The sequence below is a fragment of the Kitasatospora cheerisanensis KCTC 2395 genome (assembly GCF_000696185.1).
GTDB classification, from domain to species: domain Bacteria; phylum Actinomycetota; class Actinomycetes; order Streptomycetales; family Streptomycetaceae; genus Kitasatospora; species Kitasatospora cheerisanensis.
This window is the reverse complement of sequence record NZ_KK853997.1, coordinates 3,689,156-3,710,862: the sequence shown is the minus strand read 5'-3', so window position 1 is coordinate 3,710,862 and position 21,707 is coordinate 3,689,156. Positions and strand designations below refer to the sequence as shown.

The window sequence follows — 21,707 nt, the reverse complement described above, 5'->3', positions numbered from 1 at the left end:
CTGGCGGTGCGTGAACGAAATGTCACGTCATGGGACAGTCCGCCGAGAGAGGACCCGACATGCCGCGCAGGCTCCTCCCCGCCCTCCTCCTCGCCTCCGCCGCACTGCTCGCCCTGCTGCCCGCCGCGAACGCCCCCGCCGCCACCGCCACCGCGGCCGCCCGGCCCGCCGTCCGGGCCGCCGACGACCCGCAGCCCGACGACCGGGCGTACCCGTCCGCCGAGGACGTCGCCCGGGCCAAGGCCGACGCCGACGCCAAGGCCGCCGCCGCGACCGCCGTCGAGGCCCGGCTCGCCGCCGCCCGCACCGAACTCGACCGGGCCGGGCAGGACGCCGAACAGGCCGTCGAGGCGTACAACGGCGCGCTCGTCCGGCTCGCCGGGGCCCAGCAAGTCGCCAAGGCCGCCGCCGCCCGCTCCGCCGCCGCCGAGAAAACCCGCGCCGAGGCCGCCGACCGGGCCGCCGGACTGCTCGCCGAGATCTACCGGCAGGGCGCCTCCCCGCAACTCTCCGCCCTGGACGCCCTGTTGGGCGCCCGCGGCACCGGCTCGCTGTCCGCCCAGGCCAGCGCCATCGGCACCGCCGGCGCCCAGACCCGGCAGATCCTCGACGACGCCACCGCCACCGCGAGGGCCGCCACCCGCGCCGCCGCCGACGCCCGCGCCGCCGAGACCGCCGCCCGCACCGCCGCCGACACCGTCCGCACCGCCAAGGACACCGCCCAGCGGCGGCTCGCCGACCAGCAGCGCCAGGTCGCCGAGATCGGCCACCGGCAGGACACCCTGCTCGCCGAACTCGCCGCCGCCCGCGACACCAGCGTCGACCTCGAACGCCGACGCCAGGACGCCCTCGCCGAGATCGCCCGCCGCGAGGCCGAGGAGGCCGCCCGCCGCGCCGAGGCCGAACGCGCCGCCGCCGCGGCCGAGGCCGCCCGGCTCCGCCCCGCCCCGCCCCGCGAACGCCCCTGGTCCGCCGAGGGTGCCGAAGCCGCCCTCGCCTTCGCCCGCTCCGTCCTCGGCCTGCCCTACATCTGGGGCGGCGAAGGCCCCCAGGGCTACGACTGCTCCGGCCTGACCATGATGGCCTGGCGCCGCGGCGGCAAGAACCTCCCGCACTTCGCCGCCGACCAGTACGCCCGGTCCACCCCCGTCGGCTACGCCCAACTCCGCCCCGGCGACCTGGTCTTCTGGACCAGGACCGGCCGCGCCGCCGACATCTACCACGTCGCCATCTACCTCGGCGACGACCAGATGATCGAAGCCCCCCGCCCCGGCACCGCCATCAAACAGGCCAGCCTCTGGATCATGGGCCGCCCGGACTTCTACGCCCGCCCCTGACGGGGCGTCGGGTCACAGTTGGTGGACGGGGGAGGTCTCGTCCGGCCAGAGCCAGTCGGTGGGGGCGTAGCGCTTCTTGAGGGCGTTGCGGGCGCGGGCCAGGCCGGCGAGGGCGGTCTCGACGGCGGCGGGGAGGTCGGCGAGGTCGGCGGGGACGGGACGCGCAGCACGGTGTGCTGCTTGCGGTGGGCGAGGAGGAGTTCGCCGGCGGGGGTGCAGTCGAGCAGGGTGTGGTGGACGAGCGGCTTGAACGGCTTGTCGGCGGTGGAGAGCCGGGCCCGGAGGGCGCCGTCGGCGGTCCAGGCGTAGAGGCCGTAGCGGTTGAGGTGGAAGGCGCGGGCCCGGTACGGGTCGGCGGCGACGGTGAAGTCGAAGCCGGTGAACGGGCTGTCGTCGTAGAGGTGCAGGCCGCCGAGCCGGCCGCGGACGGCGCCCCGGTCGTCGAGCAGGGTGAAGCTGAACTCCTGGCCGCGGCTGCCGGAGCGGAAGGTGTGGCCGAACACCGGGACGACGAACAGGTCGTCGCCGAGCGCGGACGGCCGGCTCATGAACGACCGGTCGTAGCCGTGCAGGCTGCGGTGGGTGCCGGTGAGCTCGGTGAGGGCCTCGGTCAGCGAGGGCGAGGGGCGGTTGGCGCCGGCCACCGGGGCGTCCCCGTACCGGACGTGCGGGTAGGCGTCGGCCTCGGTCTGCCGGGGCGTCTGCGGGTCGAGCGTGGCGATGGCGCGCAACTGCGGCTTGTGGCCCGGCGCGAGGATGTCGCCGGGCTCGGTGACGGCGATCAGGTTGAGTATCGCGCCGGCCCAGTTGTTCACCTTGTGCTCGGCGGTCATGCACAGCAGCCGCCCGCCGGGCGTCACCGCGACCGAGGCGGCGAACGGGTCGCCCGCCGGCCCGTCCGCCCGCCAGTCGCCGGCCGGCATCGACCAGCCGGCCCGCACCTCGTCCAGCCCGGGGGAGAGCAGGTGGGTGCTGCCGGGGCGGGTGCTGACCACCAGCGAGCCGTCCGGGAGCACCGCCAGGTTGGCGTCGCTGCCCCAGCCGACGGTCGGCACCCGGCCGTGCGCCTCCCGGTCGAGGACGGCGGTGGCGACGGGCGTGCCGTCGGGCGCGTAGCGGGTGATCGTCCGCTCGCTGAAGCCGGGCAGCGCCGGATCCCGGGGGTACGGGTGGTGCCGCCACAGGATGCTCAGCACGTAGGTGTCCCCGTCCGGGGTCGCTACCGCGTGCTCCGCCTTCATGCCCCAGTCGTGCGCCTCGGGGTCGAGGCCGTGGCGGCGGATCAGCGAGGCGGGAACGGTGACGGGAAGCAGGGTCATGACCGGCATTGTTCCGGCCGCCGCCGACAGCTCCTGACGCACCGTCGGGTTCCGGGACCGGCACGCCGGGAAAACCGGATGACTGCTTTCCGGACGCCGCCGTACGGTGGCCGGATGGGCAACGACGCACAGCAGGGCACTGACCAGGGCATCGAGATCCGGCCGATCGTCCACGAGGAACTGGCCGCCTGGGACAGGGCGATCGCCCGCGGGTTCATGCGGCCGCACGTCGCCCCGGCGAAGGAGTGGCGCGAGCTGCTCTTCGAACCGGGGCGGATGCTGGCGGCGTTCGACCGCACCGACCCGACGGCGGACGGGCCGCGCTGCGTCGCCACCTTCCGCAGCTTCGACACCGAACTGACCGTCCCCGGCGGTGCGGTGCTGCCGGTGGACGCGATCAGCGCCGTCACCGTCAACGCCACCCACCGCCGGCGCGGCGTGCTCAGCGGCATGATGCGCCACGACCTGACCGCCGCCCGCGAACGCGGCGCGGCCGCCGCGATCCTGATCGCCGCCGAGTACAACATCTACGGCCGCTTCGGCTTCGGCCCCGCCACCCGCAGCGGCGGACAGCGCGTCGACGTGCTGCGCTCCGGCGGCCTGCGCGCCGGACTGCCCGTCCACGAAGGGCACCGGATCGGCTTCGCCACCCTCGACGAGGTCCGCCGCCTCGGCCCCGAACTGCACGAGCGCTGGCGGCGCACCCAGCCCGGCGCGATCGGCCGCCCCGCCAGCTGGTGGCAGCTGCGCACCGGCGGGGTCGAACTGCCCGGCTTCGACTGGAAGGAGGGCTTCACCGCCCTCCACCGGACCGCCGACGGCACCGTCACCGGCCTGATCACCTACACCGTCGACGAGAAGTTCGACGGCTCCTACCCCGACTGCCCGCTGAACGTCCGGGACTTCCTCGCGCTCGACCGGCGGACCGCCAACGCGCTCTGGGCGTTCGCGTTCTCCGTCGACTGGGTGCGGCACGTCGTCGTCCCCAACCTGCGGTCCGACGAGCCGCTGCCGCTGCTGCTCAACGAGCCGCGCGCCGCCCGCCCGCACGAGGACGACGCCGACTTCCTGTGGCTGCGCCTGCTCGACCTGCCCGCCGCGTTCGCCGCCCGCCGCTACACCGCCCCCGGCCGGGTGGTCCTGGACGTCACCGACCGCGAAGGCTGGACGTCCGGCCGCTGGGCCCTGGAGGCCGCCGCCGACGGCACCGGCCGGATCACCCGCACCGAGGACGACGCCGACCTCGCCCTCGGCGTCGCCGAACTCGGCACCCTCCACCTCGGCGCCGAGACCGCCACCCGGCTGGCCGACGCCGCCCTGGTCACCGAACTCGCCCCGGGCGCCGCCGCCCGCACCGACACCCTGCTGCGCACGGCCCGGGCGCCCTGGAACCCCGACGTGTTCTGACGGGAACGGACGACCGGGCCCGGTGAACCCCCGGCCCGCGGGCCGCCGACGGGGAGGCCGCCGCTACTTGACGGCGGTCTTCCCGATGGTGGGGAGGATGAAGTCCTGGATCAGGCCCTTGGCGTCGCGGACGATCGGGCGGAATATCCGGTACCTGGACAGGTTGATCAGCCGGGCGGCCATCGGGGTCGAGCGGCGGACGAACTCCCGGGTGCGCTCGGTGTCGTCGGTCCGGTCGAAGACCCAGTAGAGCACCACGACCATCAGGTGCAACCACAGGACGTCGGGCAGCAGTTCGACCAGTTCGGCGTCCAGCTTCGGGGCCAGTTCGGAGCCCTGCAGGACCTCGCGGAACAGTTCCACGGCGGTGGCCCGGGCCGGGTGCGACTCGTTGGAGAACGGGCTGAGCGAGCTGGTCGGGTCGGCGGCCGTGCGGAAGAACTGGGCGGCGAACTCGTGGTACGGCGCGGCCGTGTCCAGCCAGGAGACCAGCGCGATCTCCAGCCGCTCGGCGAAGTCCTTGGTGCCGGCCATCCGCCGCCGGGCGTCGGCGGCGTGGTCGTACGTCATCCGGTCGTAGAACCCCTGGATCAGGAATTCCTTCGCGGAGAAGTAGTAATAGGCGTTGCCGACCGAGACGCCCGCCTCGGCGGCGATCGCCCGCATCGTGGTCTTCTCGTAGCCGCGCTCCTGGAACAGCCGCATGGCGGTCTCCAGGATCAGCGCCCGGGTCGCCTCGCTCTTGTCCGTCTTCGGCTGGGCCCGGCCGCCCGCAAGTTCGGCGGCGGGGCCGCCGCTCTCCGGTTCGTTCCGGTCGCTCGCGCTCTCCACGCCGTCCGACACTACCGGGCCGCGTCGGCTCCGATCCCCGTCGTCTGCTGGCACCTTCGCCCCGCCTTGCCGTTCGCTCCGCCCCGGTCACCTGTGGAGCCGAGCCTAGCCCGGACCGGGACAACTCCGGACCGGGAGGGCGAAACGGCCTCCCCATCGGCCCTGCTCTCCCCGGCGGCCCCGGTGCCCCCGGCACCGGGCGCGCCGTCCACCCGCCCCGGTCGTCCGTCCGTCGCCAGGGCAGGCGGACGGATCCCCTCCTCGACCGGGGCCCACAGTTTCGAACGCGTTCAAAACTGCTCGGGATGACTGTAGGGCACCGGTTGAACACGTTCAACCCCCGGTGTGGAAGGCTGGCGGCATGCCCGCCACCCTGCGCGAGGGCGGCCCGGCCGACGCCGTCGCCGTCGCCGACCTGCTCACCGCCAGCCGCCGCAGCGCCTACGCCGGACTCGTCCCGGACGCCGCGCTCGCCGCCGACGGCGAGCAGCCGCTGCTGTGGGAGATCCGCCTCGCCGCGGACTACGGCCCGCCCGCCAACACCCCGGCCCTGCTGCTCGCCGACGACCCCGACGGCACCCTCGCCGCCTTCGCGTACCTGGTCCCGGACGGCCCCGTCGTCCGCCTCGAACAGCTGCACGTCCGCCCCGGCCGCACCGGCGCCGGCCTCGGCACCCGCCTGCTGCACGCCGCCCTCGCCCGCCACCCGGACCGGCCCGTCCGGCTCGACGTCCTCGCCGCCAACCACCGCGCCGTCGCCTTCTACGAACGCCACGGCGCCCGCCGCCTCGGCCACGGCACCGCCCACTTCCCGGACGGGACGGAGCTGGCGGAGTACGAGTACGGCTGGCGCTAGGGCCCGGTCGGGCCGTCAGGGCTTGCGGGCGGCGCGGCGGGCGGCGGGGAGGGCGGCGAGGACGGCGAGGGCCGCGGCGGCGACGGGGAGGAGGTAGCCGGTGCCGGGGGCGGTGTGCTGGGCGACCGAGCCGCCCAGGGTGGCGCCGGTCGAGATGCCGACCAGGATGGCGGAGACGGCCAGCGCCATCGCCTCGTTCAGGCGGTGCGCGGGGAGCAGCTCCTGGACCAGCGTCATGCCGCTGATCATCGTCGGCGCGGTGCCCGACCCGGCCGCCAGCAGGGCCGCGCCGAGGACCGGCACGCCCGCCCCCGACTGCCCGGCGGCCAGCGGGAACAGCATCAGGACGGCCATCGCGCCCGCGCCGACGGCGAGCCGCACCGCGGCCGGGCGGCGCAGCCGGATCGCGCCGAACACCAGCCCGGACACGCAGGACCCGGCCGCGACCAGGGCGAGCAGCGCGCCGCCGGCCGACTGCCGGCCGAGCGCGTCGGTGTAGGCGAGCGTGGTGACCTCCAGCGAGCCGAACAGCACGCCGGCGGCGAGGAACCCGGCGAGCAGCGCGGGGAAGCCCCGGGTGCGGAGCAGTCCGGTGGCGGCGGCGGGGGAGGACGTCCGGGCGGGTGCGGCGAGCGGCGGTTCGGTGCCGCGCTGGGCGGCGAACAGCAGGGTGCCGACAGCGCCGATGACCCAGGCCGCGATCAGTCCGGCCTCGGGGGCGAGCGTGGTGCACAGGGCCATGCCGAGGACCGGTCCGGCCATGAAGCACAGCTCGTCCAGCGACTGTTCGAGCGAGTTGGCCCTATGCAGGAGGCCGGCGTCGGCGCGGTGCAGGTGCGCCCAGCGGGCCCGGGCCATGCTGCCCAGGTCGGGGCTGGTGCCGGACAGCGCCCAGCACAGGAACAGCGTCCAGGCGGGCGCGCCGTGCCGGACGCACAGCAGCAGCGCGCCCGTCGGCAGGGCCGTGGCGAGGACGGCGGGGACGGCGACCCGGGCCTGGCCGAGCCGGTCGACCAGCCGTCCGAGCAGCGGCATCGCGACGGCTCCGGCCAGCACGCCGGCCGCCGAGACGGCGCCGGCCAGGGCGTAGGAGCCGCGGCGGTCGGCGATCAGCACCACGACGGAGACGCCGTACATCGCCAGGGCGAGCCGGCCGAGGAGGGCGGCCAGGGTGAAGGTGAGGCTGCCCGGCGCGGCGAAGACGGGGCGGTAGCGGGCGAACGGCAGGGACAACGCACGACTCCGGGGGAGAGGAAGGGGGATGCCCTCACCCTCGGGCCGCTGCGGGTGCCCCGTCCAACACCTAATTCCGCGCGATTGACCGGATCCTGTTGTTAATCTCCCGTGTGCCCCGTGACATCCACCCCCGCCTGCTGCGCAGTTTCACCGCCGTCGCCGAGACCCTGCACTTCGGCCGCGCCGCCGGCCGGCTGCACCTGGCCCAGCAGGCCGTCAGCCGGGACGTCCGGGCGCTGGAGCGGGATCTCGGCTGCCCGCTGTTCCACCGCTCCACCCGCAGCGTCGAGTTGACCGAGGCGGGCGCGGCGCTGCTGCCGAAGGCCCGTCAACTGCTGGAGCTCCAGGCCGAGATCACCGCGCTCGGCGACACCCGGGCCCTGCTGGTGGACGTCAACAGCCCGGGCGGCGACCGCGAGCTCACCGCCGAACGCATCCTCGCCGCGGCCCGCCGGCGCTGCCCGGAGGCCGAGCTGCTGGCCCGCTACCAGGGCGGACTCACCGCCGCAGCACGGGAGTTGGCGGCGCACCGGCTGGATGTCTCGTTCGGGAGGTACGCGGGCCTGCCGGCCGCCGTCCGGTCCCGGCTGGCGCACACGCCGGTGCGGCTGGAGCCGATCGCGGTGTTCCTGCCGGTCGGACACCCGCTGGCCGGCCTGGCCGCCGTGCCGCTGGCCGCGCTGGACGGGCACCCGGTGGACGTGTTCGCGGGGCAGCCGGACACCGCCGAGTGGACCGACCTGGGCCTGCGGCTGCTCGCCGAACACGGCCTGACCGCCGCCCCCGGGCGCACCCCGCCGGTCGGCGCCGCCGAGTTCGCCCGCTACCTGACCCGGCACGGCAGCCCGATCCTCACCACCACGGACGGGCCCGACATCCCGGGCGGGGTGGCCCGTCCGCTCGTCGACCCGGTGCCGCTCAGCCTGGTCGGCCTGGTGCACCGGCCCGGGATGCGCCACCCCGGGCTGGCCGCGCTGTGCGCCGCGTCGGCCGAACTCGCCGCCGCGGAAGGCTGGTTGGAGCGCCCGCCGGGCAGCTGGCTGCCGGCCGAGGACGCCGCGCTGCTGCCCCGATAGGACCGCGCTGCTGCCCCGGCAGGCTGCGCCGCTGCCCCGGCAGGCTGCGCCGCTGCGCCGGGAAACGGCGGCGCCCCGCCGAGGGGACGGCGGGGCGGTACCGGGGCCGCGGGGCGGCCGGGACAGGCGGTCTCAGGAGGCTCGCACGGCGGAGATGTCCAGGGTCAGCTTGACCTTCTCGCCGATCAGCACGCCGCCGGTCTCCAGCGCGGCGTTGTAGGTCAGGCCCCAGGAGGTGCGGTCCACGGTGGTGCCGCCCTCGAAGCCGACCCGGTTGGCGCCGTACACGTCGGTGGCCGCGCCGGTGAACTCCAGGTCGAGGACGACCTGACGGGTGGTGCCCTTGATGGTCAGGTCGCCGTGCAGGCGGTAGGTGTCGCCGTCGATCTGCTCGGCGGTGGTCGACTTGAAGGTGATCTCCGGGTAGGCGGCGGCGTCGAAGAAGTCGCCGGTGCGCAGGTGCTCGTCGCGCTGGGCCTGGTTGGTGTGGATCGAGGCGACCTTGATGACCAGCTCGGCGGTGGAGGCGGCCGGGTTGGCGCCGTCCAGGTGCAGCTTGCCCTCGTACTCGGTGAACTCGCCGCGGACGTTGGTGACCATCGCGTGGCGGACCGCGAAGCCGATCTTCGAGTGGGTGTTGTCGATGGTGTAGTCGCCGGTCAGGTGGGCCAGGTCCGGGCCCTGGACGGCGGCCGGGGCGGCGGTGGCGACGGTGTTCTTGCTGCGGTTGAAGATGCCCATGGCTTCTCTCCTTGTGAGGGTCGAAGCCGTTTGTTGAGGCTTCAACTTGTTGATGGCTCGACTGTACGCCCATCTCGTTCAACTTTCAACCATGAAGTTGAAAGTTGTCCGACATGGCGACCGCAGAGTCGTTCCGCGCCCGTTGTCCCCAGCCTGTGGACAGCTCCGCGAAGCGGTGGAAAACCGGGTGCGCCGGGCCGTCCCGGCGGTTCACACTGACCGCCGAACCCCACCACCACCCCTCCCCGAGGAGACTCGTGCAGTCAGCCGTCACCGTGTCGCCGTCCCAGGTCCCCGAGCTGCTGCTCGGACTCGCCACCGTGCGGCCGGTGTTCCTGTGGGGAGCGCCCGGCATCGGCAAGTCCTCGCTGGTCAACCAGTTCGCCGACTCGCTCGGCCTGGAATGCGTCTCGCTGCTCGGCACCCAGCTCGCCCCCGAGGACCTGATCGGCGTCCCGCAGATCACCCCCGAGGGCCGCTCCCGGTTCTGCCCGCCCGAGAGCATCGCCCGCGACCGGCCCTACTGCCTGTTCCTGGACGAACTCAACGCCGCCACGCCGGACGTCCAGAAGGCCTTCTACTCGCTGATCCTCGACCGCCGGATCGGCAACTACGAACTCCCGGCGGGCTCCATCGTGATCGGCGCCGGCAACCGCGCCACCGACGGCGCCCTCGCCCGCCCGATGCCGTCCGCGCTGCTCAACCGGCTGGTCCACGTCCACCTGCGGGCCAGCGCCGACGACTGGCTCGGCTGGGCCGCCGGCCACGCCATCCACCCCTGGATCCTCGACCACCTCACCGACCGGCCGGACCACCTGTGGTCCAGCCCGCCCAAGACCGAGGAACCGTTCTCCACCCCGCGCGCCTGGCACATGCTCTCCGACGCGCTGCACTCCTTCGGCGCCGGCCTCGACGAGGACACCCTCAAGGTCCTCGCCCACGGCCTGCTCACCCCCGCGCACGCCGTCGCCTTCTGCGGCTACGCCAAGATCGTCCGCAACGCGTACGGGCTGGAGGCCATCCTCAAGGGCGACGCCTCCTGGCCGCACCGGGTCGAGGACCGTGACCTGCTCTACTACCTCGCCGACTCCTTCCGCGGCCGACTGGTCAAGGAACTGCCCGCCCGCAAGGAACACGCCTCGCCGACCGTCCGCCAGCACGCCTACCGCTCCAAGTCGCTGCTGGTCCAGCTGGCCGAGATCTCCGTCGAGGTCGCCCAGACCGTGATCGCCGACGGCCCCGACGGCAACCCCGTCCTGCCGTCCTGGTTCCTCATCGAAGCCGCCCGCGACCTGCCTCGGCTCGTCGAGGCCCGCCGGTGAGCACCCGCCGCCCCGCCGAGAAGCCCCAACAGGACCCGGCCAAGGCCGCGTTCGCCGCCGGACTCGCCAAGGCCATGTCCAACCCGGCACTCGCCGCCGTCCCCGCCGAGGTGTGCACCAGCGGCCGGAGCACTGCTCCCTGCACCCCGTCACCGGCTGGGCCGTGGTCACCTCCGAAGGCATCGTGCACGCCCACCGCACCCGCCGCGCCGAACCCGAGGAATGGGCCTGGGCCCTCGCCCACGCCCTGCTCCACCTCGGCTTCGGCCACCCCCGCCGCCCGCGGCCCCCGCACCCAGCCCGACCCGGCCGACCTCGCCGCCCGCTGCACCGTCGTCAACCGCTTCCTCGCCACCTTCCACATCGGCCGCGCCCCCGACGACCTCCCCGCCGCCTGGCCCGGCGGCGACGAGGAGACCCTCGCCGCGCGCTGGCGCCGCGACGGCATCCCCGCCGAATACCGGGCCTGCGGCACCGCCGGCGACCAGCCCGACCAACTCCTGCACTCCTGGTGGCGCGCCGACGACCCCGAGGACTGGACCCTCGCCTTCGCCCACGCCCTCACCCGCACCGTCTCCGCCGCGATGGACCTCGCCGCCGGCCGCCGCGAACACCTCGACGGCCCCCGCGTCCCGCAACGTCCCTGGGAACGCGCCCTCAACTGGTTCGTCTCCCACTACCCGCTGCTCGGCGGCCTCGCCGCCGGCCTCACCCTGGTCGCCGACGCCGAACTCGCCCGCGCCCACGGTATCGCCGTCGCCGCCGTCAACGCCGAAGCCGGCGAGATCTACCTCAACCCGCTGCGCCGCCACACCGACGAGGAGTGGCGCTTCATCCTCGCCCACGAGATGCTGCACGCCGCCCTCCGCCACGGCGACCGGGCCGGCGGCCGCGACCCCTACCTCTTCAACGTCGCCGCCGACTACGTCGTCAACGGCTGGCTGCTCGACATGGGCGTCGGCGAGATGCCCGAGGGGCTGCTCCACGACCCCGAACTGAAGGGCCTCTCGGCCGAAGAGGTCTACGACCGGCTCGTCCGCGACCAGCGCCGGATGCGCCGCCTCGCCACCCTGCGCGGCAAAGGGCTCGGCGACATCCTCGGCGAACCCCTGCCCCGGGAGGGCGGACCCGGCTACGTCGACCTGGACGAGTTCTACCGCCGCGGCCTCCTCCAGGGCTTCGACCTGCACACCCGCCAACGCGGCCTGCTCCCCGCCGGACTGGTCGAGGAGATCCGCGCCCTCGCCCACCCGCCACTGCCCTGGGACGCGCAACTCGCCCGCTGGTTCGACGAGTTCGTCCCCCGGCCGGAACCCCTGCGGTCCTTTGCGAGGCCGTCCCGACGACAGTCCGCCAGCCCCGACATCCCGCGCGCCGGCCGCTACCACCCGCCCGAGGAGACCCCGCGCTGCACCTTCGGCGTCGTCCTCGACACCTCCGGCACGATGAGCCGCGTCCTGCTCGGCAAGGCCCTCGGCGCGATCGCCTCCTACGCGGCCGCCCGGGACGTCCCCGCCGCCCGTCTCGTCTGCTGCGACGCCGCCCCGTACGACCTCGGTTACCTGCCGGTGTCCGAACTCGCCTCCCGGGTACGCCTCCACGGCCGCGGCGGAACCGTCCTCCAGCCCGGCATCGACCTGCTGACCCGGGCCCGAGACTTCCCCGCCACCGCCCCGCTGCTGATCATCACCGACACCGGCTGCGACGTCCTCCGGGTACCCCGCCGCGAGCACGCCTACCTGATCCCCCGCGGCTCGACCCTGCCCTTCCGGCCCCGGGGCCCCGTGTTCCACGTGAGGTGAGCGGGTGCGGACACGGGGGCGCGGGAAGCTGCGCGAGGGGGAACGCACTCGTGGGAGAGATCGCCTGGCAGGACAATGGCCTGCACGTGTTCGCGACCTGGCGGAGGCGGCCCGGGCAGTTCCCCCGCCCGCCCTGCTTATCGTTGAACCCGCCCGCTCCCTCGTCCCCCGGAGGCCTCGCTCCCATGTACGTCCTGCACGCGCTGTGGCGGGCCGACGGCCGGCTCGGGGTGTGGGCGGAGGACGCGGGGGCGTTCACGGGCCGCGTGGTGGAGGGGGTGCGGCACCCGTTCGCGTGCTCGGCGGGGGAGGTGGCCGGGCTGCTGGCCGCTGTCGGGCCGGGCCCGGCCTGGCTGGCCGAGCGGGGCGCCGAGCGGTGGGTGAGCCTGCGGCTGCCGACGCTGGGCTCGCGGCCGACGCCGTCCCCCGACCTGCCGGTGGGGGCGACGGCGAAGGGGCCGGCGCTCCAGGCGTGGCGAGTCCCGGCGCTGCTGTTCGAGCGGGCGGAGGCGGCGCAGCTGCTGGGCGAGCTGTTCGACCCGTACTGGCCGGGGACCACCGTCGAGCTGCCCGGAGGCCGGTCGGCCGAGCTCGCGTACGGGGCGTCGCTGCGCTGGCTGACGGCTGTGCACGACCTGGCGTGGCGGCTGGTCGGCCGGGGGCGGGTGCTGCCCGCGCTGGTCGAGGAGCCGGACGGGTGGGCGGCGCGCTGGCGTCCCGCGCCCGACGGCCCGGCCCGCCGGGAGGCGACCGCGCTCGCGGCCGGCTGCCCGCCGATCGCCCGCGCCGAGGACGGCGCCGAACGCACCGGCACGGCCCTGTTCACCACCGTCCTGGACGCCCTCACCGACCAGGAGACCCGCGCGGCGCTCGCCTCCGACGGGCCGTCAACCAGCCGGCCGGACAGCGGAGTCGAAGGCTGGATCGCCGCCCTGCACCGCACCGACCCCCGCCTGCCCGCACCCCCCGACCCCGCGCTCGCGGCGCGGCTCGCCGCCTGGAGCGCCGGCGCGGAGCCGGTCGGCGACGTCCGGCTCGCGTTCCGGCTGGCGGAGCCGCTGGGGACGGCGCCGGGCGATCCGGACGCCGCCGTCGCCGACGAGAACTGGCGACTGGACGTGCTGGCCGGGCCGGTCGACCGGCCCTCGCTGCTGCTCCCGGCGGCCGAACTCTGGTCCGGCGGACCGGCGTTCGCCGCGCTCGCGCAGAGCCTCGGCGATCCGGTGGAGGCGTACCTCGCCGAACTCGACCGGGCCGCCCGGATCTGCCCCGAGCTGCGCGGCGCCCTGCACCGCACCCGCCCCACCGGCGTCGACCTGGACCGGGCCGGGGCGCTCGCGTTCCTGCGCGACACCGCCCCGCTGCTGACCGCCGCCGGGTACGGCGTCCTGCTGCCCGCGTGGTGGCGCCGCCGCCCCCGGCTCGGACTTGCCGCCACCGCGCACAGCGGGCCCGCGCCGGGGTCGGTGAAGCGCACCGCGCAGGCCGACCGGGACGCCGTGCTGGACTTCCGCTGGCAGCTCGCGGTCGGCGAACAGCCGCTCACCCAGCAGGAGTTGGACGAACTCGCGGCCGCCCAGCAGGGCCTGGTCCGGCTGCGCGGCCAGTGGGTGGAGGCGGACGCGGCCCAACTCGCCGCCGCCCTGCGCTTCCTGGCCGCCCGGCGGGACGACCCGCAACTGGACGCCGCCACCCTGCTGCGGCTCGCCCTGGACGACAGCGCGGTCGTCGACGGTCTGCCGGTCACCGTCGTGCACGCCGACGGCCCGCTCGGGGACCTGCTCGCAGGCCGGCTCGGCCGCCTCCCCGGCGCCCACCGCACCCCGCCCCCGCCCGGCTTCACCGGAACCCTCCGCCCTTACCAGGAACGGGGATTGGCCTGGCTGGACGCGCTCGGCCGGCTCGGCCTCGGCGCGGTGCTGGCCGACGACATGGGCCTCGGCAAGACCGTCCAGACCCTCGCCCTGCTCGCCCTGGAACACGCCCGCGGCGCCCGCGGCCCCGTCCTGCTGGTCTGCCCGACCTCGCTGGTCGGCAACTGGCAGCGCGAGGCGTCCCGGTTCGCCCCCGGCCTGCGCGTCCAGCTCCACCACGGGCCCGGCCGCACCGCCCCCGACCCGGCCGCCGACCTGGTGATCACCACGTACGGGGTGCTCCAGCGGGACACCGCCGCGCTGCGCGCCGTCGACTGGCGGCGGATCGTCGCGGACGAGGCCCAGCACATCAAGAACCGCTCCGCCCGGCAGTCCCGCGCGATCCGCTCGCTGCGCTCCGGCCCGCGGATCGCGCTCACCGGCACGCCCGTGGAGAACCGCCTCGCCGAACTGCACGCCGTCCTGGACTTCGCCAACCCCGGACTGTTCGGCACCGCCGAGTCGTTCAAGGAGCACTGGGCCGTCCCGGTCGAGCAGTCCGGCAACCGGGAGGTCGCCGCCCGCCTCCAGAAGCTCACCGGGCCGTTCCTGCTGCGCCGCCTGAAGAGCGACCCCGAGATCGGCGAACAGCTGCCCGCCAAGCAGGAGTTCACCGTCCGCTGCAACCTGACGCCGGAGCAGGCCGGGCTCTACCGGGCGGTGGTCGCCGAACTGCTGCGCCGGCTGGGCGGCGTCCGCGGCGTCGAGCGCAAGGGCGCCGTCCTGGCCGCCCTCGGACGGCTCAAGCAGGTCTGCAACCACCCGGCCCAACTGCTGCACGACGGTTCGCCGTTGGGCGGCCGGTCGGGCAAGGTCGAGCGGCTGGTCGCGCTGCTCCGGGAGGCCCTGGCGGAGGGCGACCGGGTGCTGGTGTTCACCCAGTACGCCGAGTTCGGCGCCCTGCTCCAGCCGCACCTGCGCCACCGGCTCGGCACCCAGGTGCTGTACCTGCACGGCGGCCTGTCCGCGCCGCGCCGCCAGGAACTCGTCGACCGCTTCCAATCCCCGGACGGGCCACGGGTGTTCCTGCTGTCGCTGAAGGCCGGCGGGACCGGTCTCAACCTCACCGCCGCCAACCAGGTGATCCACCTCGACCGCTGGTGGAACCCCGCCGCCGAGGACCAGGCCACCGACCGCGCCCACCGGATCGGCCAGCGCCGCGAGGTCCAGGTCCGCCGCCTGGTCTGCGTCGGCACCGTCGAGGAGCGGATCGCCGAACTCCTCCAGGCCAAGCGCGAGTTGGCCGACGCGGTGGTCGGCGCCGGCGAACAGTGGCTGACCGAACTGCCCGCCGAGCAGCTCCGCGAACTGCTCACCCTGTCCGCCGACGCCGTGGGGGAGTGACACCATGACGACCCGCCCGCCCGACTCCGACCGCCCGCTCGACCAGTGCCTGGACGCCTTCTGGCAGGGCGAGTTCACCCTCCGGCCGTCCGACGCCCCCGCCGAACGCCCCGACCCGGCCCTCGACCACCTCGGCCCGAGCGGCATCCCGCTCCGCGGCCGCGACCTCGCCGACCTGCTGGCCGCCGACTACCGCCGCCTGGTCGAGGGGTGACTAGCCGAGGAACTCCCCTACCAGCGCGGTGAATTCGGCCGACTTCTCGACCCAGGGCCGGTGCCCCGCACCCGCCAGCACCTCCAGCCGGGCCCCCGGGTGGAGGGCGGCGACCAGCCGGGCCGGCGCGGTGCCGATCATTCCGTCCAGCTCGCCCGCCACCACCAGCACCGGAACGGTCACCGGCGCGGCCTCGCCCGCGCTCGCGTAGAACGCCTCCCGCATCCACGGCGCGCTCGGCACCAGGTCCGGATCGAAGGACGCGGCGCGCGCCCGGTCGTCCCAACTGCCCCAGAAGAACGGGGTGATGCGGGCGAGCAGCTCCGCCGGGTCGCCCTGCCCGGCGGCCAGCAGGGCCGCCGCCTGTGCCGCGTCCGGGTACCAGGGCTGGTCGGCGCGGCCGGCCCGGATCGCGGCCAGCTCCGCCTCGTCGGCCTCCCGGGCGCCCCGGCCGACCGGCGTCACCAGCACCAAGGACCGTACGCGGTGCGGGAATTCGGCGGCGTAGCGCTGTGCGGTCAGGGCGCCCGCGGAGTGGCCGAGCAGGTCGAAGGAGTCGAGCCCGAGGTGCTCGCGCAGCGCCTCCAGGTCCTTCGCCTGGGAGGCGAAGGCGCAGCTCGCCCGGTCCACGGGCGCGGCGGAGCGGCCGGTGCCGCGCGGCTCGAAGCGGATCAGCCGCCGGTCGGCGTCCAGGCCGCCGAGGCTCCCCAGGTAGCGGGCGTCCGCGCCGGGGCCACCGGGGATCGCCACCAGCGGTGCGCCGTCGCCGAGTTGCTCGTAGGACAGGGTGGTTCCGTCGTGTGCGGAGAAGGTCGTCATGCGGCCGATGCTGACACGCCGTCGGGCGGGGTGCCGCCGCATTTCGCGGAGTGGTCGGAGCAGCCCGCCGGCCGCGAGGGCCCGGCGCAGCCCGGCGGCGTCCCGGTGGTGGTGGCCGAGCATCCCGAGCGCCTCGGCGGCGGCCACGTTGCCGGCGCTGTCGTCCACGAACAGGCACTGCCCGGGCGGGACTTCGGCCCGGGCGGCGGCCGCCAGGTACACCTGCGGGTCGGGCTTGGCCGCGCCCAGCCGGGCGGAGTTGAGCACCCCGTCGACGGCGGTGTCCAGCCCGAGCGCGGCCAGGTCCGCCTCCAGCCGGGTGGTGCCGTTCGAGACCAGCAGCACCGGCACCCGCCGGCGGGCCTCGCCGAGCAGCGCCAGCACCTCCGCGTCCACCCGGAACGGCTGCCGCCCCCAGTCGGCCACCACCGCCCGCGCCCGCGCGAGCGAGCCGCACGCCGCCGCCAGATCGTCCGCGACCGCGGCCCGCCACTCCTCGTCGCTCACCCGCCCGGTCACCGCCGGCAGCAGCCGCTCCTCCCGGAACGCCGCCCCCGCGACCGTCCCGACCGGCAACCCGTGCGCCGCGTCCACCGCACCCAGGTCGCCCCAGACCCGCAGTACCCCGTCCACATCGCACAACACCGCCCCGACCCGCTGCCCCGCCACCGCGCCACCCCCAGGTCTCCGACGACTCCGCACGCGAAGGCTACCGAGCCCGGTGCGTGCGGGCGCTAGCAGTGTGCTTGCAATTGCAAGCAGGGCGGGGCAGACTGCCGGTATGGCGTCACTGAACGTGGGCTCGCTCGGCGAGTACATCCGGGAGCAGCGGCGGAACGCGCAGTACTCGCTGCGGCAGTTGGCCGAGGCCGCCGGGGTGTCCAATCCGTACCTGAGCCAGATCGAGCGCGGGCTGCGCAAGCCCAGCGCGGAGATCCTTCAGCAGATCGCCAAGGCGTTGCGGATCTCGGCGGAGACGCTGTACGTGCAGGCCGGGATTCTGGAGGAGCGGGACGAGAAGGGGCCGGGCCTGCGGGCCGCGATCCTCGCCGACCCGCAGATCAACGAGCGGCAGAAGCAGGCCCTGCTGGCGGTCTACGAGGCCTTCCTGAAGGAGAACCAGGCCGCCCGCCCGGCCGGCGCCGCCCACCCGACCGACCCCGCGTGACCCGAACGCACGGGCGCACCACGACCGGAGGACCAGACATGCCGATCAGCGACGAGCTCAAGAAGACCCTCACCGACCCCACCCCGCTGTACGCCCTGGCCGGCGCCGGCGACCTGGCCTACGAGAAGCTCCGCGAGGTGCCCGGCCAGCTGGAGGCGCTCGCCGCCGACCCGAAGGGCGCGCAGGACAAGGCCGCCGCCGCCCTGCAGGACGCCGGCAGCAAGCTGGCCGAGGCCCAGGCGAAGGTCACCGGCGCGGTCACCGCGCTGCCCACCGACGTGAAGGAACTCCAGGCCAAGGCCCAGGAGTTCGCGATGCAGCAGGTCGGCCGGGCGCTGGAGTTCGCGGTCAAGGCCAAGGAGGTCTACGACGAGCTCGCGGTCCGCGGCCGCACCGTGGTGGACGCCGCGAACACCCGCCCGGAGGACGCCGAGCCGGCCGTCGGGTCCGAGCCCCCGGTCGAGGAGGTCGTGTTCGCCGAGGTCGTGGTGGACGAGCCCGCCGTCGAGGCGGAGCCGGCCGCGCCGAAGGCCGCCGCGAAGAAGCCGGCCCGCGCCCGCAAGGCCGCCGCCGACTCCGAGTGACGCCGGGCAGGGGCTCCTCCGGGGGCCGAGGGGAACGGCACACCGCCGAACACCGTTGATCCGGGCAGTGCCCGTGCCAGGATGGAAGAGAGAGATGAGGAGCCCCAGGTGCAGATCCTGTACGTCGATCTCCTGAACCCGTTCTGGTGGCTGGCCACCGCGATCATCTGCTACAAGGTGTTCGCGTTCGTGGACGCGGCGGTCCGCCGCGACGACGCGTACCGCGCCGCCGACAAGAAGACCAAGGGGTTCTGGCTGGTCGTGCTCGGCCTGGCGCTGGGCGCGGACCTGCTGTTCGGCGCCAACCCGGTCACCGGCCTGCTGACGCTGGCCGGCCTGGTCGCCGCGATCGTCTACGTGGTGGACGTCCGCCCCGCGATCAAGCTGCTCACCGACGGCCGCGGCGGAAGCTCGGGTGCGTACGGCCCCTGGTGACCCCGCCGCACGGCGACGAGAGAGGGGCGGCCCCGCACGGGGCCGCCCCTTCTCCGTGTCCGTCTCCGGGGATCCGACGGGCCGTCAGCCCATGATCACCGGAACCGGGTTGCGCTCCAGCAGCAGCACCGCGACGTCGTCGGTCAGCGCCCCGCCGTTCAGCTCCTCCACCTCGGCGATCGCCGAGTCCACCAGCCGGCCCCGGGTCAGCCCGGCGGCCTGGTGGTCGGCGATCAGGTCGATCAGGCCCTCCTGGCCCAGCCGCGGCGAGCCCGCCCCGACCTTCCCCTCGACCAGGCCGTCGGTGTACAGCAGCAGCCGCCAGCCCGGGCGGAGGTCCAGCCGCAGGGCCGGCCAGGTGGACTGGGTGGCGTCGCAGGGCAGCAGGCCGAGCGCGGGCCCGGCCTGGTCGGAGGGCAGCAGCACCGGGGCGGCGTCCGGCCCGAGCAGCAGCGGCGCGGGGTGCCCGGCCAGGAACAGCTCGGCGGACTCCGCCGCGCCGTCCCCGCCCGGCGCGTCCAGCACCAGCATGCAGAGCGTCGCGAAGATCTCGTCGCTGCGGCGCTCGTGCTCCAGCACGTGCTGCAGGGTGGTCAGCAGCTGCTGGCCGGTCAGGCCGGCGAAGACCAGGGTGCGCCACGCTATCCGCAGCGCGACGCCGAGCGCGGCCTCGTCCGGGCCGTGGCCGCAGACGTCGCCGATCACCACGTGCACCCGGCCGTCCGGGGTGCGGACGGCGTCGTAGAAGTCGCCGCCGAGCAGGGCGCGGCGGCGGCCCGGCCGGTAGCGGCGGGTGAAGGCCAGGCCGGCGCCGTCCAGCAGCGGGGTGGGCAGCAGGTGGCGCTGGAGCCGGGCGTTCTCCTGGCCGCGGATCTCCGCCTCCACCAGGCGGCGCTGCGACTCGTCGGCGCGCTTGCGCTCCACCGCGTAGCGCAGGGCGCGGGCCAGCAGCGGGCCGGCGGTGTCCTGCCGGACCAGGAAGTCCTGGGCGCCGGCGGCGACCGCGGCCGCGCCGAGCTCGGCGCCGGCGGCGTCGGTGAGCACCACCACGGCGGTGTGCGGGGCGCGCCGGAGCAGTTCGCGGAGCTCGTCGAGGCCGTCGCTGCCGGGCGGGAGCTCGCCGGGCGCGCCGAGGTCGACCAGCACGCACTGGAACTCGGGGTGGCGCATGCCGCGCCGGCCGGTGCCGGGCGGCGGGGGCAGCAGGGCCGCCGCCTCGCGGACGCCGTCCACCCGGTGCAGTTCGGCGCGCTCGCCGAGCTCCTCGGCCAGCGACTCGAACAGCCGGTGCCCGGGCCCGGCGCCCTCGACCACCAGCACCCGGAAGTCGGCGGCCGCGGCCCGGACCGGCTCGCTGCCGCCCGGCGTGCTGCGCGGGTGCGGTATCGGCGCGGAACCCGTGGTCCGGCTCCGGCGCTGCGCGTCGCGCCGGCTCTGACTGCGCTCGGCGGACCCAACGTCGTCGGTCGCGTCGGGTGCCCGCCCGTCTCCCGTAGCGGGCATCGGTCGGTCCTTCCTTTCCCCGACAGGCCAACGGCTGGTGTCCGTCCGCGGTGCCCGCATGGCACCGGGCATCGGGGAGCTTCCCGCGACCATAACGTGATCTCCGAGGATTTCTTCGACTGAGCGGCGGCGATGTGGTTATTGCCACGCTTCCGGTGGCGTCGTTCTGTACGGTTTCCGCCACCGCAGAGCCGCAGTTGACGGGAGATGAGGAACGGTGACCCGGATCACGCTGGTGCAGGGTGACATCACGGATCAGCGGGTGGACGCGGTGGTGAACGCCGCCAACGGTTCACTGCTGGGCGGCGGCGGGGTGGACGGCGCGATCCACCGCCGGGGCGGGCCGGAGATCCTCGCGGACTGCCGGAGGCTGCGCGCCTCGCACTACGGGAAGGGCCTGCCGACCGGCCGGGCCGTGGCGACCACCGCCGGCCGGCTCCCGGCCCGCTGGGTGGTGCACACGGTGGGGCCGGTGTTCCGGGCGGAGGACCGCGCGCAGCGGGCCGAGCTGCTGGCCTCGTGCTATCGGGAATCCCTTCTGGTCGCGGCGGAGCTGGGGGCGCGGACGGTGGCCTTCCCGGCGATCTCCGCCGGGATCTTCGGCTGGCCGCCGGACGATGCCGCCCGGATCGCCCTGACGGCGGTGGCCGAGGTGGGGCCCGACCTGGACGAGGTGCGTTTCGTGCTGTTCGGTGCCGAGATGTACGAGGTGTTCGAACGCGTGCGGGACGAGCTGGCGACGGGGCCGGGAGAGCAGGGGCGCTGACGGGCGCTCAGGGGGCGCGCGACGGCGCATTCGGGTGCTCCCATGGTGGCGCGGCAGGGCGTCAATGCGCCAGAGGGATTCGATAACTCGTTCGAGTGAACCGGTCGAACGGCTGCCCGCCCGGGCCGCGCGCGGGAAGGGGCTCAGCGCGGCGCCAGCGCCGCCCAGTCCACCGTCAGCTCGCCCTGCCGCCGCCGGGCCGGCCCGTCCCGCAGCGGCCAGTCCGCGGCCAGCGCCGCGCACGCCGCCACCCAGCGCTGCCGGGCCCCGAACGCGCCCAGCGGCGCGGCCGCCGCCCACGCCCGGTCGAAGTCCCGCAGGAACGCGTGCACCGGGCGCCCCGGCACGTTGTGGTGGATCAGCGCCTTCGGCAGCCGCTCCGCCAGGTCCGACGGCCGCTCCAGGCTCCCCAGCCGGGCCGCGAAGGTCACCGTCCGCGGCCCCTCCGGGCCGAGCGCCACCCACACGTGCCGCCGCCCGATCTCGTCGCAGGTGCCCTCCACCAGCAGCCCGTCCGGCGCCAGCCGCCCGCACAGCCGCGACCACACCTCGGCCACCTGCTCCTCGTCGTACTGCCGCAGCACGTTCGCCGCCCGGATCAGCTGGGCCCGCGCCCCGCCCGGCAGCGGCACCTCGAAGCCGCCGCGGCGGAAGTCCAGCAGTGGCGGGTCGGCCATCGGCAGCGCCGCCGCCACCCGCGCCGGGTCGATCTCGATGCCCACCACCCGGACGTCCGCCCGCACCGCCCGCAGCCGCGCCGCCAGCTCCACGGCCGTCCACGGCGCCGCCCCGTACCCCAGGTCCACCGCGACCGGCGGCTGCACGGCGGCGCGCAGCGCCCGGCCCGCCGTGTACGCGATCCAGCGGTCCATCCGCCGCAGCCGGTTGGTGTTCGTCGTCCCCCGAGTGATCGTCCCCACCGGCCGGCTCGACCGGCCCCGGGACGACGGCGTGTCGCTTGCGGCCATGGTCACCAAGCCTACGCAGCGCCGCCCGTGCCCGGCCGGCCCGTCCCCGGTGCTTCGCCAGCAGCC

At 75.4% G+C, this 21,707-nt stretch carries 18 protein-coding genes and 1 pseudogene; 12 read left to right on the top strand and 7 right to left on the bottom strand.

Annotated features, from left to right (window positions below; translation table 11 throughout):
* Window positions 1–59 precede the first annotated feature (59 nt).
* Window positions 60–1,337 carry a C40 family peptidase gene (locus KCH_RS16785; protein WP_035863891.1) on the top strand — a complete coding sequence of 426 codons (1,278 nt, stop codon included), beginning with the start codon at window positions 60–62 and terminating at the stop codon, window positions 1,335–1,337.
* On the opposite strand, the gene KCH_RS16780 is transcribed toward KCH_RS16785, so the two are convergent.
* Entirely contained in the window at window positions 1,322–2,656 is a 1,335-nt protein-coding gene (locus tag KCH_RS16780; RefSeq protein ID WP_244305348.1) for a hypothetical protein, read from the bottom strand. The genes KCH_RS16785 and KCH_RS16780 overlap by 16 nt on opposite strands.
* Window positions 2,657–2,770: 114 nt before the next feature.
* On the opposite strand from KCH_RS16780, the gene KCH_RS16775 reads away from it, so the two are divergent.
* On the top strand, window positions 2,771–4,063 hold the full coding sequence (locus tag KCH_RS16775; RefSeq protein ID WP_051653142.1) for a GNAT family N-acetyltransferase: 1,293 nt from the start codon (window positions 2,771–2,773) through the stop codon (window positions 4,061–4,063).
* A gap of 63 nt (window positions 4,064–4,126) precedes the next feature.
* Here the strand turns inward: KCH_RS16775 and KCH_RS16770 are convergent, their stop codons facing one another.
* Window positions 4,127–4,894 carry a TetR/AcrR family transcriptional regulator gene (locus KCH_RS16770; RefSeq protein ID WP_084224215.1) on the bottom strand — a complete coding sequence of 256 codons (768 nt, stop codon included), beginning with the start codon at window positions 4,892–4,894 and terminating at the stop codon, window positions 4,127–4,129.
* Between the two features lie 361 nt (window positions 4,895–5,255).
* Here KCH_RS16770 and KCH_RS16765 point away from each other — a divergent pair, with 361 nt between their 5' ends.
* Window positions 5,256–5,750, top strand: a complete 495-nt coding sequence (locus tag KCH_RS16765) for a GNAT family N-acetyltransferase (protein ID WP_035863887.1) — start codon at window positions 5,256–5,258, stop codon at window positions 5,748–5,750.
* A gap of 15 nt (window positions 5,751–5,765) precedes the next feature.
* Here KCH_RS16765 and KCH_RS16760 read toward each other — a convergent pair whose 3' ends face one another.
* A complete protein-coding gene (locus KCH_RS16760; RefSeq protein ID WP_051653141.1) occupies window positions 5,766–6,983 on the bottom strand; it encodes an MFS transporter in 1,218 nt (405 codons plus the stop codon).
* 113 nt (window positions 6,984–7,096) lie between these two features.
* Between KCH_RS16760 and KCH_RS16755 the strand changes: the two genes are divergently transcribed.
* Window positions 7,097–8,062 (top strand): LysR family transcriptional regulator, encoded by a 966-nt coding sequence (locus tag KCH_RS16755; protein WP_035863885.1) that lies wholly within the window; start codon window positions 7,097–7,099, stop codon window positions 8,060–8,062.
* 132 nt (window positions 8,063–8,194) lie between these two features.
* Here KCH_RS16755 and KCH_RS16750 read toward each other — a convergent pair whose 3' ends face one another.
* Entirely contained in the window at window positions 8,195–8,803 is a 609-nt protein-coding gene (locus KCH_RS16750; protein ID WP_035863883.1) for a YceI family protein, read from the bottom strand.
* Window positions 8,804–9,060: 257 nt separating this feature from the next.
* Here KCH_RS16750 and KCH_RS16745 point away from each other — a divergent pair, with 257 nt between their 5' ends.
* From KCH_RS16745 to KCH_RS16730, 4 genes and pseudogenes are all read left to right on the top strand, one after another.
* Complete coding sequence (locus KCH_RS16745) at window positions 9,061–10,125, top strand: ATP-binding protein (protein WP_035863882.1); 1,065 nt, start codon at window positions 9,061–9,063, stop codon at window positions 10,123–10,125.
* A pseudogene (locus KCH_RS16740) lies at window positions 10,122–11,927 on the top strand (vWA domain-containing protein). The gene KCH_RS16745 and the pseudogene KCH_RS16740 overlap by 4 nt, the downstream one beginning before the upstream one ends.
* Window positions 11,928–12,112: 185 nt before the next feature.
* Window positions 12,113–15,184 carry a DEAD/DEAH box helicase gene (locus KCH_RS16735; RefSeq protein WP_035863880.1) on the top strand — a complete coding sequence of 1,024 codons (3,072 nt, stop codon included), beginning with the start codon at window positions 12,113–12,115 and terminating at the stop codon, window positions 15,182–15,184.
* A gap of 4 nt (window positions 15,185–15,188) precedes the next feature.
* Entirely contained in the window at window positions 15,189–15,398 is a 210-nt protein-coding gene (locus KCH_RS16730) for a hypothetical protein (RefSeq protein WP_035863877.1), read from the top strand.
* On the opposite strand, the gene KCH_RS44550 is transcribed toward KCH_RS16730, so the two are convergent.
* Window positions 15,399–17,036, bottom strand: coding sequence for an alpha/beta fold hydrolase (locus KCH_RS44550; RefSeq protein WP_341865380.1), 1,638 nt, complete (start codon window positions 17,034–17,036; stop codon window positions 15,399–15,401).
* Here KCH_RS44550 and KCH_RS16715 point away from each other — a divergent pair.
* The 3 genes from KCH_RS16715 to KCH_RS16705 all read left to right on the top strand — a co-directional run bounded on the left by KCH_RS16715 (window position 16,999) and on the right by KCH_RS16705 (window position 18,404).
* On the top strand, window positions 16,999–17,385 hold the full coding sequence (locus KCH_RS16715) for a helix-turn-helix domain-containing protein (RefSeq protein ID WP_035863876.1): 387 nt from the start codon (window positions 16,999–17,001) through the stop codon (window positions 17,383–17,385). The genes KCH_RS44550 and KCH_RS16715 overlap by 38 nt on opposite strands.
* A 38-nt stretch (window positions 17,386–17,423) precedes the next feature.
* Window positions 17,424–17,969, top strand: a complete 546-nt coding sequence (locus tag KCH_RS16710; protein ID WP_035863874.1) for a hypothetical protein — start codon at window positions 17,424–17,426, stop codon at window positions 17,967–17,969.
* 114 nt (window positions 17,970–18,083) lie between these two features.
* The gene (locus KCH_RS16705) at window positions 18,084–18,404 is read left to right on the top strand and encodes a DUF2516 family protein (protein ID WP_051653969.1); all 321 of its coding nucleotides are present in this window, start codon (window positions 18,084–18,086) and stop codon (window positions 18,402–18,404) included.
* Window positions 18,405–18,488: 84 nt separating this feature from the next.
* On the opposite strand, the gene KCH_RS16700 is transcribed toward KCH_RS16705, so the two are convergent.
* Window positions 18,489–19,907 carry a PP2C family protein-serine/threonine phosphatase gene (locus KCH_RS16700; protein WP_035863872.1) on the bottom strand — a complete coding sequence of 473 codons (1,419 nt, stop codon included), beginning with the start codon at window positions 19,905–19,907 and terminating at the stop codon, window positions 18,489–18,491.
* Between the two features lie 217 nt (window positions 19,908–20,124).
* On the opposite strand from KCH_RS16700, the gene KCH_RS16695 reads away from it, so the two are divergent.
* The gene (locus KCH_RS16695) at window positions 20,125–20,673 is read left to right on the top strand and encodes an O-acetyl-ADP-ribose deacetylase (protein ID WP_035863869.1); all 549 of its coding nucleotides are present in this window, start codon (window positions 20,125–20,127) and stop codon (window positions 20,671–20,673) included.
* A gap of 143 nt (window positions 20,674–20,816) precedes the next feature.
* Here the strand turns inward: KCH_RS16695 and KCH_RS16690 are convergent, their stop codons facing one another.
* On the bottom strand, window positions 20,817–21,641 hold the full coding sequence (locus KCH_RS16690; protein WP_035872355.1) for a class I SAM-dependent methyltransferase: 825 nt from the start codon (window positions 21,639–21,641) through the stop codon (window positions 20,817–20,819).
* Window positions 21,642–21,707 lie beyond the last annotated feature (66 nt).

Excerpts from the sequence above, each read along its gene's own strand:
- KCH_RS16765 (WP_035863887.1), top strand. The coding sequence starts at position 5,256 with ATGCCCGCCACCCTGCGCGAGGGCGGCCCGGCCGACGCCGTCGCCGTC.
- KCH_RS16780 (WP_244305348.1), bottom strand. The coding sequence starts at position 2,656 with ATGACCCTGCTTCCCGTCACCGTTCCCGCCTCGCTGATCCGCCGCCAC.
- KCH_RS16690 (WP_035872355.1), bottom strand. The coding sequence starts at position 21,641 with ATGGCCGCAAGCGACACGCCGTCGTCCCGGGGCCGGTCGAGCCGGCCG.
- KCH_RS16710 (WP_035863874.1), top strand. The coding sequence starts at position 17,424 with ATGCCGATCAGCGACGAGCTCAAGAAGACCCTCACCGACCCCACCCCG.
- KCH_RS16700 (WP_035863872.1), bottom strand. The coding sequence starts at position 19,907 with ATGCCCGCTACGGGAGACGGGCGGGCACCCGACGCGACCGACGACGTT.
- KCH_RS16785 (WP_035863891.1), top strand. The coding sequence starts at position 60 with ATGCCGCGCAGGCTCCTCCCCGCCCTCCTCCTCGCCTCCGCCGCACTG.
- KCH_RS16735 (WP_035863880.1), top strand. The coding sequence starts at position 12,113 with ATGTACGTCCTGCACGCGCTGTGGCGGGCCGACGGCCGGCTCGGGGTG.
- KCH_RS16730 (WP_035863877.1), top strand. The coding sequence starts at position 15,189 with ATGACGACCCGCCCGCCCGACTCCGACCGCCCGCTCGACCAGTGCCTG.
- KCH_RS44550 (WP_341865380.1), bottom strand. The coding sequence starts at position 17,036 with ATGTACTCGCCGAGCGAGCCCACGTTCAGTGACGCCATACCGGCAGTC.
- KCH_RS16775 (WP_051653142.1), top strand. The coding sequence starts at position 2,771 with ATGGGCAACGACGCACAGCAGGGCACTGACCAGGGCATCGAGATCCGG.
- KCH_RS16715 (WP_035863876.1), top strand. The coding sequence starts at position 16,999 with ATGGCGTCACTGAACGTGGGCTCGCTCGGCGAGTACATCCGGGAGCAG.
- KCH_RS16750 (WP_035863883.1), bottom strand. The coding sequence starts at position 8,803 with ATGGGCATCTTCAACCGCAGCAAGAACACCGTCGCCACCGCCGCCCCG.